The sequence below is a fragment of the Candidatus Hydrothermales bacterium genome (assembly GCA_039630235.1).
Lineage (GTDB): Bacteria > Hydrothermota > Hydrothermia > Hydrothermales > JAJRUZ01 > JBCNVI01.
On the sequence record JBCNVI010000006.1, the window covers coordinates 31998 to 46644 of the forward strand.

Here is a 14647-nt window from a genome sequence, read left to right on the forward strand (position 1 = left end):
ATTTTAGGTTTTTAACTTATTAACTTGTAGAGATTTAGGTAATCTTCGATAGAGAGTTGGTCAGGCCTTTTTTCAGCTAAGTCGCCTTCAACTTTATCCTGAATTTTAAAATCTTTAAGGAGTCTAGAAATTTTTTTTCTTCTTTCTTGAAAGGCTTTTCTTACTAGGTTAAAAAATTTTTCTTCGTTAACTTGGGGAAGAGAATCTTTAGGAGTCATTTTGAAAAATAAGGAGTTTACTTTTGGTTTTGGTTTGAAAAAGAAAGACGGAAGTGGCATTAAAATTTCTATGTTCATATAAAAGTTTACAAATATTGATAAGGATGAGTATTCTTTAGTTCCTGGTTTAGAAATTATTCTTTCAACCACTTCTTTTTGTAATGTTAAGTAAATTTCAGAAAAACAGTCTCTTTCTTTTATTATTTTTTCTAAGAAGTAGGTTGTTATATGATAGGGAACGTTAGAGATAAGTTTTACCCTGTCTAAATTAATTTTTTTTAGAATTTCCCTTGTGTTTATTTTCAAAAAGTCTCCTTCAATTAAGTAAAAATCAAGGTCTAAAATTTTTTTTCTTAGGTATTCACAGAGTTTTTTATCGATTTCTATTGAGATAACTCTTGCTTTTTTTTCAAGAAGAATTTTTGTGAGGATACCTTTTCCTGGACCTACTTCAATTACGTATTCCCCCTCTGAGATATTCATTTTTTCAATCATTTCCCTTGCAACACTCTCTCTGACCAAAAATATCTGCGAAAACTTTCTTTTCATAAAAAGATTATAAATTTAATATTTAAAAAAAATAAAACTTGATTTTTTCTTAAACTTAATGTATAATTATTATAAATTTAGAATAAATTTAAAAGGAGGTTTTAAAATGATTTATGAATTTCTTTTCCCGCCACGTAACTATAGCGTTTTAGATCTATATGTTGATGTTATAAGTACAGAGATACACTATAAAAAATTAAGGGAGGTAAAAAATGGCTTATAAATTACCAGAATTGCCCTATAGTTTTGATGCCTTAGAGCCCTATATAGACGCTATGACAATGGAAATACACTATACAAAACATCATGCCGGTTATGTAAATAACCTTAACTCTGCCATTTCAAAGTATCCAGAACTTGAAAAATATGATTTAAAAGATATATTAAGAAATATTGATTCACTACCAGAGGATATCAGAATTGCAGTTAGAAATAACGGAGGTGGCCACTATAACCATACTCTTTTCTGGGAGATAATGAAGAAAAATGGCGGAAGAGAACCTAAAGGTGAATTATTAAAGGCTATAGAAAAAGAATTCGGCTCCTTTTCCTCTTTTTGGGAAAAATTTTCAAATGTAGCTAAAACTCACTTTGGGTCAGGATGGGCTTGGCTTGCAATTTCAAGATTTGGAAAACTTTCTGTTTTTTCCACACCCAATCAAGATAACCCTATTATGATAGGTTATATCCCCATTCTTGGTCTAGATTTATGGGAACATGCCTATTATTTAAAATACCAAAATAGAAGAGCTGAGTACGTAGATAACTGGTTCAACGTTATAAACTGGGAAAAAGTCTACGAAAACTATAAAAATGCTCTAGAAATGATAAAGTAAACTTAAATTTGACTTAAAAGTTAAAAATAAATTAGAATTTCATTATAAGTTTATAAAAGTTTAGCTTTTTAAGCTTTTAATTAATGAGGAAAATAACAGTTAATGACATAATTTCTAAAAAAGGAAAAGAAAAGATCGTAGCCCTTACCTGTTATGATTATCAGATGGCAAAGATAGAAGATGAAATAGGAGTGGATATAATACTTGTAGGTGACAGTGTTGCAAACGTTTTACTGGGCTACGATAACACCTTAAGGATTGGGATGGAGGAGATGTTAGTTTTTGTCAAAGCTGTTGCAAGGGGAGTAAAAAAAGCTCTACTTGTTGGTGATATGCCCTTTTTATCTTTTCAAGTATCAAAAGAAGAGGCAATAAAAAATGCAGGTCTTTTTATCAGAGCAGGATGTGACGCAGTAAAGGTGGAGGGAGGAGAAGAATCATTAGAAGTTATCGAATTCCTCGTTAAAAACGGAATACCAGTTATGGGCCATATTGGACTTACTCCACAGTGGATCTTAAAAATGGGTGGATACAAAATTCAAGGCAAAACTGAAGAAAGTATATTAAAGATAAAAAAAGATGCAAAACTTTTAGAGGAAGCTGGTGTTTTTTCAATAGTTCTTGAAGGTATGAAAGAGAACCTTGCTAAAGAAATAACCGAGAGCCTTAAGATTCCAACGATAGGAATTGGAGCTGGAAGATTCTGTGATGGTCAGATCCTTGTAGTTTGGGATGTATTAGGTTACACTGAAGAACCTCATCCAAAGTTTGTGAGGTTGTATGACAATTTAAGAGGGAGAATAAAAGGAGCCTTAGAGAAGTTTAAGGAAGATGTACTAAAGGGTAATTACCCTTCTGAGAATGAGATATATTGAGAAAAGAACTCTTTAAGTTCAGCATAACTTTCAAATGTGTAGTTGGCTCCTGCCCTTATAAGTTCTTCTTTAGAGTGATTAAATAGTGCCATTCCTATAGATAAAAAGCCAGCCTTTTTGGCAGCTAAAATATCTCTTGGTGTGTCTCCTATGACAAAAACCTCTTTTATCTTAAAGTTTTTTCTCATTGCGATTTGATTTCCTCTTTCATAGGCAATCTTTAGGATCTCGCTTCTTTCTGGAGAGTCTGAGGCGTATCCTCCAAACTCAAAATACTTTAATAAACCTGAGGGTTTTAATTTTATTTTCGCACCCTCTTCAAGGTTTCCTGTTGCAAGACCAATTAAAAACTTTTTTGTGCTCTGAGCCCACTCGAGAAAATCTATTGCTCCTTCAAAAACTTTATACTTTTCGTTATAAATCTCATTTTCAAGATTTTCAAGATAAACACTAAGAACCCTTTCAATTTCATCTATGGAGGGTTTTCTATTTAGTTTATCGAGAAACACCTCCTCAATGATTAGAGGGTCAGTTTTTCCATCAGGTGAGATATTTTTCATTGCATTTTCTAAGCCATAAAGTTTAGAAAAGCTCTTTTCGATTGATCTTATACCTGCTCCCCCTGAGTATATTAGTGTCCCATCTATATCGAAAAGCACCATTATTTTTTCCATCTTTTTATTATAAAAGAATTTGATAAGCCTTCTCCAAAAAATTTATACTTTATTAGAAGTTCTATGAAATTTGTTTTACTTCTAATTTTTTCGACGTCTTGGTTTTATAAAGATTTTGAAAGAGCAAAGAGCTCATATGAAAGTGCGAAAAGGGGCGAAGAGAATTTAGAAAATCCCTTTGTTTATCTTATTAAATCAATTGAAGATTTAGAGTCTGGCAACTACGAAAGTTCAAAATTAAATTTTGAAAAAGCAAAATTTTTATCAAATCTTGATCCTGCTACCATTTTTCTTATGTATTTAATTTTAGAACAAAAGGGGATATCTCAATATGCTCATGATCTTTTTCCTCTAATCATTAAGTCAAAGGAAAAAAAGCAAGTATCAGATATTTATCCTGTATCAGAGTATTTTATAAAGAAATCAGAAGGAGCGACTTCTTTAGCTATGAAGCTAGATGCTCTTGATAAGGCACTTTTGGTTTCTCCCTCTCATCTTGAAGCATACTCGATTAAACTTGAAAATCTTTATAAAAACTTGAAAATTTTTGAATTTTTAAAAACCCTTTTTAGCCTTTCTCCCTTTAAAACTTGTAATCCTCTTTTAAAGAGTATTTTAAAATTAATTGTCACAAGACTTTTGATTCTTTTTTTATACTCCCTCTTTTTCATTTTAATCCTGGGAATCTTAGTAAGAAAGAGATATTTTTTATACTTTATATTCAAAGAGAAAACTTTGAAATTTCCCTATTTTGAATACATTCCCTTAATAATCTTTTTTCTACTTTTAATTTTAAGAGCTCCTTTAGCTCTTTTTTTAGTTTTAATAATTCCAACCCTTCCTTTATTTGAACTAAAGGAAAAAATCTTATTAGTCATATCTATAGTCTTACTTTTAATTTCTACACTTTTAATATTTCCATTAGAATCCCACTATCTTTCCCATATTAAAGAACCTAATAATCCCTATTATCTTAAATATTTAACAGAAAACTCTCCCTATGATGAGGATATTCTCTCAAAGTGGGATAGTTTCAATCTTGAAGAGAAAAATTTGATAAAAAGTATAATTTATATGAAAAAGGGTGATATAGTTGAAGCAGAAAAGTTATTAAAAAATGAAAAAGAGAAAAACAGTTATATATATAATGTAAATGTTGGTAATCTTTATTTTTTAAAGGGGAAATATGATTCTGCAGGAATTTTTTATAGAAATGCAATAAATTTAAACCCAAAAGGCTTTGAAGCACATTTCAATCTTGCACAAGTGGCATTTGTTCTTGTAGACCTTAGTCTTTTCGAGAAACAAATTGAGATTTTAAATAGCATAGATCCCAAAAAAACTGAAAGATATATAAATAAAATTAAAGAGTATAAACTCTTGCCCTTTTTGTTTGTTTATCCAGAAAAGTTTAAAAAATATAAAATAAAACTCGAAAGGAAGGGACTTTTTCTTGATACTTTCATTTTTCCACCCATTTTTATACCCCTTTCTTTTGTAATACTTTTTTTAATTTTTTTCATGAAAAAATCAGTAAGACTAGATAGATGTAAAATCTGCCTAAAGCCAATCTTTAGTGATAAAGAAAGTGTATCTCCCTTTGGCATTCTATGCGGAGATTGCAAAAATGAGATTATTAATCTTGAGTCCATAAAATTAAAGCAGAGACTTGCAATGAGGCTAAAAATGAAAAGGTTTACAAAAATTAAGAATTTGCTTCTTTTTTCAAATATAATCTTACCGGGTCTTGGCTTTGTAATTAATAACTCTTTTATACTTTTTTTAATAACCTCCTCAATTTTTTCTTTTGGCATAATAATAATGCTCTTTACTCAATTTAAATTTTTTGGTATTTTCTTTTACTTAACATCCATTTTAATATCACTGATCTACTATGCAATAGGAGGTAAGGTAAATGAAAACATTTAGTGAGGGGATGAGTGGAAGTTTAAAGATATTTTCAGCTCCTGATGTTCTCCAACTTATATCACAACAGAAAAAAAAGGGGGTAGTTTACTTTTATAGGGGAAAAACAGAGGCAGCAATAGGATTTGAAGATGGAAAAGTAGTAGCCGCCTATATAATAAGAGAGGGAGATTTTGAAACGCTTGAAAATTTTCTTGTAAGGTCAGGTATTGTATCAGAACAAGATTTTAAAACTGCAAAGGAAATCCGGGAAGATACAGGAGAACCAATTGAAGAAATTCTTATAAGAGCAGGTGTTATAACTTCTGATGATCTTATTGATATAATTACCTTTAAAATTCAGGAAGTTATAGATGAAATAGTCACTTGGAGAGATGGGATTTATAAGTTTGAACCAGATAAGGAAATTTATAAATTTTCAAAGGTAAAATTAAGTTTGTCTTTAGATTCTTTACTGATGGAGGCTGCATGGCATCAAGATGAATGGCCGAGAATAAAAGAAAAAATTAAAAGCTCTGACATGATTTTTAAAATTTCAGAAAAACCTTATCTTGAGCTTGAATTAGAAAAAGACGAAAAAAAAGTTCTTAAACTTATTAATGGAAAAAGAACCGTTCAGGAAATTGTCAATACAAGTGGTCTTGGAAAATTCAGAACTTACTATGCTCTCTTTAGACTCTATGAGATGGGAAGAATTGAACCAGTAGAAGAATCTATTGAAAAACCCGAAACAGTTAAACAAATTATAAAGAGAGAAAAGTCTAAAATTGAGGAAAAAACTACTTTTAAACTTACTCCTAAACAACTCTATGTATCTTTAGCAGTTATTTCCCTTTTACTTTTTTTAATTTTTAGAATTGACAAAAGATGGATTTTTCCTGTTGTTGATAGAATTATTCCTGAATATAAATTAGAAGAAATAGATGAAAGTTTATTTAAAATCTCCCCATGAATTATAAAAGAGAACTTTCAAAACTTATAACAAAAATTGAAAATTTTGAGAAACTTGACTCTGAAGTTTTAAAAAAGATATTTGAAAGAGAGGGGAAGGCACATAGAATTGGTTTTACAGGACCACCTGGAGCTGGAAAAAGCACTTTAACAGATAAAATAGCTTCATTACTTGCAGACGAAAACAAAAAGGTTGGAATAATAGCAGTTGACCCCACAAGCCCATTTACAGGTGGAGCTATACTTGGAGATAGAATAAGAATGGAAGAATCTTCAAAAAGAGGTATATTTATAAGAAGTCTTGGGTCAAGGGGAGGGATAGGCGGTTTATCCAGGAGAACCTATCTTTCTAGTTTATCTATGGAAGCCTTTGGAATGGATTACATAATTATTGAAACTGTTGGAGTCGGACAAATTGATTTAGAGATTAGGTTCGTCGCTGACACAACTGTAGTAGTTCTAACACCTGAATCAGGAGACTACATTCAAGCGATGAAAGCAGGTCTTATGGAAATCGGTGATATTTATGTAGTTAATAAGGCCGATAGACCTGGAGCTGAAGAAATTAAGAGGGAAATAGAGTTTGTCCTTTCATTTTTACCTTATTCTGATTGGAATAAAAGGGTTTTACTTTCAAGTGGACTTAGAGGGGATGGCATAGAAGAATTAAAAAAAGAGATAGTAAATCATCAAAATTACTTAGAATCAACGAAGAAGAAGGAAAAAATTGTTAAAGAAAGAAGAAAAAGATTTTTAAAAGATTTCTTAAGGGATGAAATATGGGATCAAATTGATCTTTTACTTGAAAAAAACGGTCTTATTGAAAAATTCTTGGCTGATATCGAACTCGGTAAATCCCTTGATGATATAAAGAAAGATTTTTATAACTTTTTAAAGAAGGGGTTAGATTCCCCCTTAATTTAAAATTTAAAAACATGGATTTAGAGAGAATTTTAGAGGAAAAAAGAAGATGGGAAAAGGAATGTGCCTTAAGGTATAAGGATCAAAAGGAAAGATATAGGACAATTTCAGGGCTTGAGATAAAAAATCTTTATACACCTTTTGATATTAAAGATCTTGACTACTTGAAAGATCTTGGGTTTCCAGGGGAGTATCCTTTTACAAGAGGAATACACGGAAATATGTATAGGGGAAAGTTATGGACAATTAGACAATTTTCAGGTTTCGGTACAGCCAAAGATACAAATGAGAGGTTCAAATTTCTTTTAAAACACGGTCAAACGGGACTTTCTACTGCCTTTGATATGCCAACTCTTATGGGTTTAGATTCTGACCATCCCTTAGCAGAGGGAGAAATAGGTAGAGAGGGAGTTGCTGTAGATACATTAAAAGATTTTGAAATTCTCTTTGATGGTATACCTCTTGATAAGGTTTCTACATCCTTCACTATAAATTCACCTGCTTCTATAATACTTGCTATGTATATAGCTGTAGGAGAAAAACAAGGTGTCCCTTCCCACCTTTTAAGAGGTACCATTCAGAACGATATATTAAAAGAATATCATGCTCAAAATGAATGGATTTTCCCTCCAGAGCCTTCTATTAAAATAATTACAGATATTTTTGAATTTGCAAAAGATCATCTTCCTAAGTTTAATACAATTTCGATTTCAGGCTATCACATAAGGGAGGCAGGATCAACAGCTGTTCAGGAACTTGCCTTTACTCTTGCAGATGGTTTTGCCTATGTTGAGGCAGGAATTAGAAGAGGACTTGATGTAGATGAGTTTGCAAGTAGACTCTCTTTTTTCTTCAACGCTCATATGGATTTCTTTGAAGAAATAGCAAAGTTTAGAGCAGCAAGGAGAATATGGGCAAGAGAAATGAAAGAAAGATATAAAGCTAAGGATCCAAGATCCCTTATGCTGAGATTTCACACTCAAACGGCAGGTTGTTCTCTTCAGGCACAACAGCCACTTGTGAACATAATAAGAACAACTTTAGAGGCACTCTCAGCAGTTTTAGGTGGAACTCAAAGCCTTCACACCAATTCCTATGATGAGGCTCTCCAACTTCCGGCAGATCTACCAGCTATTATATCTTTAAGAACCCAGCAAGTTATAGCTTATGAATCTGGGGTCATAAACACTGTTGATCCTCTTGCGGGAAGTTATTTTGTAGAAGCTTTGACAAATAAAATGGAGGAAGAGGCTTATAAATATTTTGATGAGATTCTTAAAAAGGGTAATGGTTCATTCTTAGATGGAGTTCTTAAGGGAATTGAGGAGGGCTATTTTAAAAGGGAGATAGCTAATGCCGCATATGAATTTCAAAAGAGAGTTGAGTCAGGTGATTATATAATTGTGGGGGTTAATAAGTTCGTTGATCCTGAGGAAAAAATTGAGGTTCCACCCTTCCGGATTGATCCTGATATTGAAAGAAAACAGATAGAATTTCTACGTAAGGTGAAATCAGAGAGGGATAACATAGCCGTAAAAAATGCTCTAAATTCTCTCAAAAGGGCAGCAGAAAGAGGAGATAATTTAATGCCTTATATTATAGAGTGTGTGAAAAGGTACGCAACTGAGGGTGAAATTGTTGATACTTTAAAGGCTGTCTACGGGGTCTATAGGGAAAAAATAGTTGTTTAAGAGAGAAGTTGGAATTTACTATGTTTGTTGCAATTAACAGAATTTTTGTAAAAAGGGAGTTTCGTAAGGATTTTGAGGAAAGATTTAAAAATAGGAAAAGACTTGTTGAGAAACAGGAGGGTTTTATAAGGATTGAGATTTTGAGGCCCCTTCAGGGTGAAGATTACCTGGTTATAACTTATTGGAAAACTGAGGAGGATTTTTTAAGATGGGTTAATTCAGAGGATTTTAAGAAGGCACATCAAGATTCGCCTCCTTCTTATATTTTTTCAAGGCCTAATGAGTTTTCAGCTTATGAAGTAGTTGAATTTTAAGTGAAATTTTTTGGAAAAGATAAGGTTGGTTCAGATATTGTAATAAAGGGGGTGCCTTTTGAGCATGTTTCTCCCTTTTCAGGTTGTGCCTTAGGTCCAAGTTTTTTAAGGTACTGTTCAGAGTACATCGAAACAAAGAGTTTTTATTTTAATAAATTTTGTGAGGATTTTGAGGATAGGGGAGATATCCCTTGTTTTGGTGTTGATCTAAAAGAGGCGGGTAGGTTGATAGAGGAAAGTGTTCTTGAAATTATCAGTAGTAAAAAGACTGTAATTTTTGTAGGTGGTGATCATACAATAACTTTTTTTATATTAAGAACTATAAAAAAGATTATTCCGGATATAAAAGTTTTAGTTTTTGATGCTCATACGGATTTTAGGGATTCTTTTATGGATTCTAAAATTAACCATGCTACGTGGTTAAGAGTGCTTTATGAAGAAAAAGTTTTAAGGGAGAATGAGGTATTTTTATTTGGTATAAGGGAGAATTTTCCTGAGACGCCGTTTAAAGTTTTAAACAAAATTGATTTAGCTAGTTTAGGTGGAAGGTTTTATCTTTCTTTTGATCTTGATGTTTTAGATCCTAGTGTATTTCCTTCTGTTACGAATCCTGTTCCGGGTGGGTTTAGTTTAAAAGAGATAATAGAGATTTTAAAAGAAATAAAAGATGTTATTACTTTTGCAGATTTTGTTGAGTATAATCCTTTGAGGGGAGATGCGATTCTTTCAGGTATCAATTTTTCAACTTTGATTCGTGAATTCATCGTAATAAAGTCTTTATAATGTAGGATAATTATTGCTTTAATTTTAATATCTTACTTATTATTAACGTATTCTGACACTTTAAAAACATCTCAACTTACAGATAAAAAAGATAGTTATACTAAAAAAAGTCATTATATTGAACTTTTAGGTCAGGGTTTACTTTTTTCTCGAAATTATGATTATAGATTAAAAAAATTTAAGTGCTAGAGTAGGTATAGGCATTCTACCAATACCTGAGTTTTCGCTTCCTCCTCTTTTTTCTTCTTATTATTCCTCTTCAATTTTTAATAATTCATTTCCTGCTATTCCTATTTTTCCGGTTTCATTAAATTTTTTATTTGAAATAGTAAATTCTCATTATTTTGAGGTTAGTTTTGGTTCTACCTTTATTATTATTCCACTTCCAACTCTAAATTTAGGATACTGGTATCAATCTGAAAGGCCTGGTGGTTTAATATTTAGAATTAGCTTTACACCAACAATTTTTATTTACGGTGACTTCAACACGATGATTTCAATTATACCCTGGGGTGGAATTTCTTTTTTCTATGAGGAATAAATAAGATCGGGGCGCGGGGATTTGAACCCCGGACCTCTACCACCCCAAGGTAGCGCGCTAATCCGGACTGCGCTACGCCCCGATTTCATAATATTATAAAAAAACATCAACAAAAAATCAATAACTAAACTATTTTACTCCCATCAAAATATGTAACCTGTCAGTATACCTAAACCCATACCTCCTCGATAAATCATAAACTAACCTCCTTTTCTCCCTTAACTCTAAGTAACTCTTTCCCTCAGGCATCAAAAATATCCTCCTATTTTCAATACCGACTTTTTCCTTCAAATCAATCACCTCAATTAAATCCCTCTCACTTTTTATAACAAACTTAAAAATTACCCTCTCCCTCTCATTAAAACTCCTTAAAACATCTGACTTTATACTCTTTTTTAAACTGTTACCAGAATTCGAAAGCTTCGGAGAAACATTAAAATAAACCTTCTCCGGCAAAAAACTTTGAATCGTTCCATTAGTCTCTACCTCAATATCAAAGTTTATATTCAAAAGATCTTCTATAAGAGGAAAAAATCTCTTTTCCCAAAGAAGAGGCTCACCTCCTGTAACTATAAGATGCTTAATACCATAACTTAGTATCTTTTCCTTTAGCTCATCTAAAGACTTCCACATAAACTCTACTTTTCCCTTCCAAGTATAATCTGAATCACACCAAGTACACCTTAAATTACAAAAGGCAAGTCTTAGAAAAACTGAGGGGGTACCAGAAAAAGGACCCTCACCCTGTATAGATTTAAAAATCTCTACAACTGGTAAACTATCTTTCTCTCTACTCAAAATAGATTGCGTGAGAAAAGGGAGTTTCTTCTATCTTTACACTCTTTACTTTTAATCCCCTTTCTTTAAATTTTTCAAAAGTCCACTTGGATAAATTCTCTGCAGTAGGATTAAAGGGCAAACTTATAACTCCCTCTTTCTCCTCAAATCTTTTATCATCCCTGTGCTTAAAAAAGACATGATCAGGAAAAACTTCTTTTATAATAAATTCAATCTCTTCAAAGTCCTTTCCCATTCCTCTTTCATCTAGTTCATCAAACTGAATTTCAACTTCTATCCAATAGGTATGGCCGTGGGGGTAAGCACATTTACCCTCATAATTAAAAAGCATATGCCCAATTTCTCTTTTTACTCTTTTTCTCAAAATCCAGGGCATTTTAACTAAACTTCAATTAATCTCTTAATTCGCTTTGCATCTTCACCTTCTAAATAATCAGCCTTCCTTAATCTTCTCTTTCTTTTTGCGTTCTTGCTCCCAGCCAAGTGAGAATGAAAAGAATGAAAATGCTTAACCTTTCCTTTCTTAGTTAACCTAAATCTTTTTTTTGCCGCCTTTTTTGACTTTAACTTGGGCATCTTTTTAAATCAATTCAACAAAAAGGAATAGAACCTCCCGTAACCTAAATTTAAGTTTTTCTATAAATTATTCTTCCTCTTGTAAGATCATAAGGGGATAACTCAACTACAACTCTATCACCAGGGAGTATCTTAATAAAATTTAGTCTCATCTTACCAGAAAGATGACACAAGACAATAGGACCTGCATCTAAGGCAACTCTAAACATGGTGTTTGGTAAAACCTCCTTAACTGTTCCCTCCATTCTTATTACACCCTTTTTAGACATACTTTCCCCCTTTAATTAAAATTTGCTGTTAAAATAATAGGTTCATCATCAACTAAAACGGTGTGTTCAAAATGAGCAGACGGTTTACCATCAAGTGTTACAATAGTCCATTTATCATCAAGTACCTTAACTTCATGTGATCCCATGTTAACCATAGGTTCAATTGCTAAAACAAGACCCTTTTTTAAAAGGGGACCTTGTCCACTTTTTCCGTAATTCGGAACCATGGGCTCTTCGTGTAAATAGTACCCTATACCGTGACCAGCTAAATCTCTCACTACACTAAAACCGTGACTTTCAACGTAGCTCTGTATTTCAAATCCAATATCGCCGACTCTTTTAAATGGTCTTGCTTGATTTATCCCAAGATATAGGGCTTTTTCTGTTACACTTATAAGTTTTTCAATTTCACTATCAACTTTACCAACTTTGTATGTTTTTGCCCCATCCCCAAAAAAGCCATTCTTATTAACACCCACGTCAATCTTTACTATACTGCCTTCTTCTAAAATTTTCTTGTCTGACGGTATACCGTGTACAACCTCATTGTCAACTGAAATACAGGCTGAAGCAGGAAAACCCTTATAGCCAAGAAACGCTGGTATCCCCCCCATTTTCCTTATCATCCTATCAATTATATCATTTAGCTTTTTTGTCGATACACCCGGTTTTATATACTCTTCTATATAAAATAAGACCTTGGCAACTATCTCCGAGGCCTTTTTTATATTCTCAATCTCCTCTTTTGACTTTAAAATTATCATAGAAGTATCTTTCTAACTTTTTCATTTATCTCACCAACGTCTCCCTTACCCTCTATAACTTTAAGAATACCTTTTTTTTCATAGTACTCCACGAGAGGATAGGTGTTCTCTTTAAAAACCCTCAATCTATTTCTTATTACTTCCTCTTTATCATCATCCCTTGTTATAAGTTTAACGTTACATTGATCACAAACCTCGTCTCTGGCAGGAGGATCAAAGTTAAGGTTATATATCTTGTTACATTGTGGGCACAATCTTCTTGAAGTTAATCTTTTTATTATTTCTTCATCATCTATATCAAAGTAAATAACATGTGTTAGAGATTTATTTAAATTTTCTAACATTTTATCAAGAGCTTGGGCCTGGGCTAAGTTTCTGGGAAATCCGTCGAGGATGAAGCTATCAAGATCTGTTAGGGCATTTGCCACAATTTTAATCATTATATCATCTGGAACGAGGACACCCTCTTCCATATATTTCTTTGCAATAGCACCTAGTTCTGTATTTTTCTTTACGTTTTCTCTAAGTAAATCTCCAGTAGATATAATAGGGATACCCATAATTTCAGAGAGTTTTTTTGCCTGTGTTCCTTTCCCTGCTCCTGGGGGACCTATAAAGAGAATCCTCATTAACCTCTTCTTCCCTTGAACCTACCCTTTTGCAATAGTCCCTCGTATTGTCTTGTGAGAAGATGTGATTCAATTTGTTGGAGAGTATCCTGTGCTACTCCTATTATTATTAAAAGTCTTGTTCCACCAAAATAGAAGGGGACATTTGTAATTCTTGAAATGTAATAGGGTAAAATTGCAACTAGAGCTATAAATATTCCTCCAGGTAATAAAATTCTCTTTAAGACATTATCGATGTACTCTGCAGTTTTATCCCCTGCCCTCACCCCTGGTATGAAACCGGAGTATTTCTGCAAATTATCAGCTATTTCCTTAGGGTTTAAAACAACGGCTGTGTAAAAATAGTTAAAAAAAACAATAAGAATAGCATAGATTAAATCATATAAAAGATGGCCTGGGTTAAAAAGATGAGTATAAATCATTATATCGTGTAGTTGAGGGAAAAAAGAGCCTAAAGAATAGGGCAAAATCATTATGCTTTGAGCGAAAATTATAGCCATTACACCTGCAAGTGTCATTTTAAGAGGTAAATAAGTTGAGGAACCTCCGTAAACCCTTCTTCCGATTACTCTTCTTGCATATTGAATAGGAATTCTTCTTGAAGAAAGATTAACGTAAACAATTGAGTATGTAAGTAGAAACAGTATAGAAAGGGCAAAGAAAAGGCCTGCTAGTGATATTGCGCCGCTTCTTAATAGGTTAAAGGTTTGTAAGACTTCTTGAGGAACTGTATCAAGAGAACCAACAAAAATAAGCATAGAGGCTCCATTTCCGATACCTCTTTCTGTAATTTGTTCTCCTAACCACATACAAAAAACAGCACCTGCAGAAAGTGTAATAACGGTTAAAAGGGTAAAACCCAGACCAGGATTTGGGACAATTGGGGCTCCTGAAGGTGAAGTAAATCTTGTTAAAAGGGAGGCAATACCAAAAGATTGGATTGCAGCAACAAATACGGTTAAATATCTTGTCCACTGTTCGATTCTTCTTCTTCCAGCCTCTCCTTCTCTTTGAATTTTCTCTAAATAAGGAACAGATGTTGTGAGAATCTGAAATATAATAGAGGAGGATATGTAAGGCATTATTCCAATGCCTAAAATAGAGGCTCTTGAAAGAGCTCCACCAACAAAAAGGTCAAATAAACCGAGAAATGAACCTCTCAGTTGCTGTGCAAAAAGTTCTCCCAGCGCCTTTACGTCGATTCCAGGGATAGGTATGTGTGTTCCTAACCTAAAAATAACAAGAACAAGTGCTGTAAACAAAAATCTCTCTTTTAAATCCTTTATTTTGAAAATATTTTTTATTCTTTCAATTGTGGGTTCCTTTGCCATT

At 32.8% G+C, this 14647-nt stretch carries 17 protein-coding genes and 1 tRNA gene; 8 read left to right on the top strand and 10 right to left on the bottom strand.

Features of this window, described 5'->3' with window-relative positions; genetic code table 11:
• Positions 1-11 precede the first annotated feature (11 nt).
• Entirely contained in the window at positions 12-767 is a 756-nt protein-coding gene (gene rsmA / locus ABDH49_06475; protein MEN3046608.1) for a 16S rRNA (adenine(1518)-N(6)/adenine(1519)-N(6))-dimethyltransferase RsmA, read from the bottom strand.
• 212 nt (positions 768-979) lie between these two features.
• Between rsmA and ABDH49_06480 the strand changes: the two genes are divergently transcribed.
• Together ABDH49_06480 and panB are read left to right on the top strand one after the other, a co-directional pair.
• On the top strand, positions 980-1603 hold the full coding sequence (locus ABDH49_06480) for a superoxide dismutase (protein MEN3046609.1): 624 nt from the start codon (positions 980-982) through the stop codon (positions 1601-1603).
• Between the two features lie 83 nt (positions 1604-1686).
• Positions 1687-2478, top strand: a complete 792-nt coding sequence (panB, locus tag ABDH49_06485) for a 3-methyl-2-oxobutanoate hydroxymethyltransferase (GenBank protein MEN3046610.1) — start codon at positions 1687-1689, stop codon at positions 2476-2478.
• Here panB and ABDH49_06490 read toward each other — a convergent pair.
• Complete coding sequence (locus tag ABDH49_06490) at positions 2451-3152, bottom strand: HAD family hydrolase (GenBank protein ID MEN3046611.1); 702 nt, start codon at positions 3150-3152, stop codon at positions 2451-2453. The genes panB and ABDH49_06490 overlap by 28 nt on opposite strands.
• Positions 3153-3215: 63 nt before the next feature.
• On the opposite strand from ABDH49_06490, the gene ABDH49_06495 reads away from it, so the two are divergent.
• Genes ABDH49_06495 through ABDH49_06520 form a run of 6 tightly spaced genes read left to right on the top strand, consistent with a single transcriptional unit; the run spans position 3216 to position 9738 of the window.
• Positions 3216-5081 (top strand): tetratricopeptide repeat protein, encoded by a 1866-nt coding sequence (locus ABDH49_06495; protein MEN3046612.1) that lies wholly within the window; start codon positions 3216-3218, stop codon positions 5079-5081.
• Positions 5068-6030: a DUF4388 domain-containing protein gene (locus tag ABDH49_06500; protein MEN3046613.1), complete on the top strand. Its 963-nt coding sequence runs from the start codon at positions 5068-5070 to the stop codon at positions 6028-6030. Before ABDH49_06495 ends, ABDH49_06500 begins: the two co-directional genes overlap by 14 nt.
• Positions 6027-6953: a methylmalonyl Co-A mutase-associated GTPase MeaB gene (meaB, locus tag ABDH49_06505; GenBank protein ID MEN3046614.1), complete on the top strand. Its 927-nt coding sequence runs from the start codon at positions 6027-6029 to the stop codon at positions 6951-6953. The genes ABDH49_06500 and meaB overlap by 4 nt, the downstream gene beginning before the upstream one ends.
• 11 nt (positions 6954-6964) lie before the next feature.
• Entirely contained in the window at positions 6965-8641 is a 1677-nt protein-coding gene (locus tag ABDH49_06510; protein ID MEN3046615.1) for a methylmalonyl-CoA mutase family protein, read from the top strand.
• A 20-nt stretch (positions 8642-8661) separates the two neighbouring features.
• Entirely contained in the window at positions 8662-8955 is a 294-nt protein-coding gene (locus tag ABDH49_06515) for an antibiotic biosynthesis monooxygenase (protein ID MEN3046616.1), read from the top strand.
• On the top strand, positions 8956-9738 hold the full coding sequence (locus ABDH49_06520; GenBank protein MEN3046617.1) for an arginase family protein: 783 nt from the start codon (positions 8956-8958) through the stop codon (positions 9736-9738).
• A 547-nt stretch (positions 9739-10285) separates the two neighbouring features.
• Here the strand turns inward: ABDH49_06520 and ABDH49_06525 are convergent.
• The 8 genes from ABDH49_06525 to secY form a co-directional block, all read right to left on the bottom strand.
• Positions 10286-10361, bottom strand: a tRNA-Pro gene (locus ABDH49_06525).
• A 47-nt stretch (positions 10362-10408) separates the two neighbouring features.
• Positions 10409-11077 carry a 7-carboxy-7-deazaguanine synthase QueE gene (locus ABDH49_06530; GenBank protein MEN3046618.1) on the bottom strand — a complete coding sequence of 223 codons (669 nt, stop codon included), beginning with the start codon at positions 11075-11077 and terminating at the stop codon, positions 10409-10411.
• Entirely contained in the window at positions 11070-11453 is a 384-nt protein-coding gene (locus ABDH49_06535) for a 6-carboxytetrahydropterin synthase (protein MEN3046619.1), read from the bottom strand. Before ABDH49_06535 ends, ABDH49_06530 begins: the two co-directional genes overlap by 8 nt.
• 5 nt (positions 11454-11458) lie before the next feature.
• The gene (gene rpmI / locus ABDH49_06540) at positions 11459-11653 is read right to left on the bottom strand and encodes a 50S ribosomal protein L35 (protein MEN3046620.1); all 195 of its coding nucleotides are present in this window, start codon (positions 11651-11653) and stop codon (positions 11459-11461) included.
• Positions 11654-11703: 50 nt separating this feature from the next.
• Positions 11704-11922, bottom strand: coding sequence for a translation initiation factor IF-1 (gene infA / locus ABDH49_06545; protein MEN3046621.1), 219 nt, complete (start codon positions 11920-11922; stop codon positions 11704-11706).
• Positions 11923-11933: 11 nt separating this feature from the next.
• Entirely contained in the window at positions 11934-12686 is a 753-nt protein-coding gene (gene map, locus ABDH49_06550) for a type I methionyl aminopeptidase (GenBank protein MEN3046622.1), read from the bottom strand.
• On the bottom strand, positions 12683-13315 hold the full coding sequence (locus ABDH49_06555) for an adenylate kinase (GenBank protein MEN3046623.1): 633 nt from the start codon (positions 13313-13315) through the stop codon (positions 12683-12685). The genes map and ABDH49_06555 overlap by 4 nt, the downstream gene beginning before the upstream one ends.
• On the bottom strand, positions 13315-14646 hold the full coding sequence (gene secY, locus ABDH49_06560; protein ID MEN3046624.1) for a preprotein translocase subunit SecY: 1332 nt from the start codon (positions 14644-14646) through the stop codon (positions 13315-13317). Before secY ends, ABDH49_06555 begins: the two co-directional genes overlap by 1 nt.
• Position 14647: the final 1 nt, after the last annotated feature.

Coding starts and splice junctions, on each gene's coding strand:
- rsmA (MEN3046608.1), bottom strand. CDS start 767: ATGAAAAGAAAGTTTTCGCAGATATTTTTGGTCAGAGAGAGTGTTGCA.
- ABDH49_06480 (MEN3046609.1), top strand. CDS start 980: ATGGCTTATAAATTACCAGAATTGCCCTATAGTTTTGATGCCTTAGAG.
- panB (MEN3046610.1), top strand. CDS start 1,687: ATGAGGAAAATAACAGTTAATGACATAATTTCTAAAAAAGGAAAAGAA.
- ABDH49_06490 (MEN3046611.1), bottom strand. CDS start 3,152: ATGGAAAAAATAATGGTGCTTTTCGATATAGATGGGACACTAATATAC.
- ABDH49_06495 (MEN3046612.1), top strand. CDS start 3,216: ATGAAATTTGTTTTACTTCTAATTTTTTCGACGTCTTGGTTTTATAAA.
- ABDH49_06500 (MEN3046613.1), top strand. CDS start 5,068: ATGAAAACATTTAGTGAGGGGATGAGTGGAAGTTTAAAGATATTTTCA.
- meaB (MEN3046614.1), top strand. CDS start 6,027: ATGAATTATAAAAGAGAACTTTCAAAACTTATAACAAAAATTGAAAAT.
- ABDH49_06510 (MEN3046615.1), top strand. CDS start 6,965: ATGGATTTAGAGAGAATTTTAGAGGAAAAAAGAAGATGGGAAAAGGAA.
- ABDH49_06515 (MEN3046616.1), top strand. CDS start 8,662: ATGTTTGTTGCAATTAACAGAATTTTTGTAAAAAGGGAGTTTCGTAAG.
- ABDH49_06535 (MEN3046619.1), bottom strand. CDS start 11,453: ATGCCCTGGATTTTGAGAAAAAGAGTAAAAAGAGAAATTGGGCATATG.
- rpmI (MEN3046620.1), bottom strand. CDS start 11,653: ATGCCCAAGTTAAAGTCAAAAAAGGCGGCAAAAAAAAGATTTAGGTTA.
- infA (MEN3046621.1), bottom strand. CDS start 11,922: ATGTCTAAAAAGGGTGTAATAAGAATGGAGGGAACAGTTAAGGAGGTT.
- map (MEN3046622.1), bottom strand. CDS start 12,686: ATGATAATTTTAAAGTCAAAAGAGGAGATTGAGAATATAAAAAAGGCC.
- ABDH49_06555 (MEN3046623.1), bottom strand. CDS start 13,315: ATGAGGATTCTCTTTATAGGTCCCCCAGGAGCAGGGAAAGGAACACAG.
- secY (MEN3046624.1), bottom strand. CDS start 14,646: ATGGCAAAGGAACCCACAATTGAAAGAATAAAAAATATTTTCAAAATA.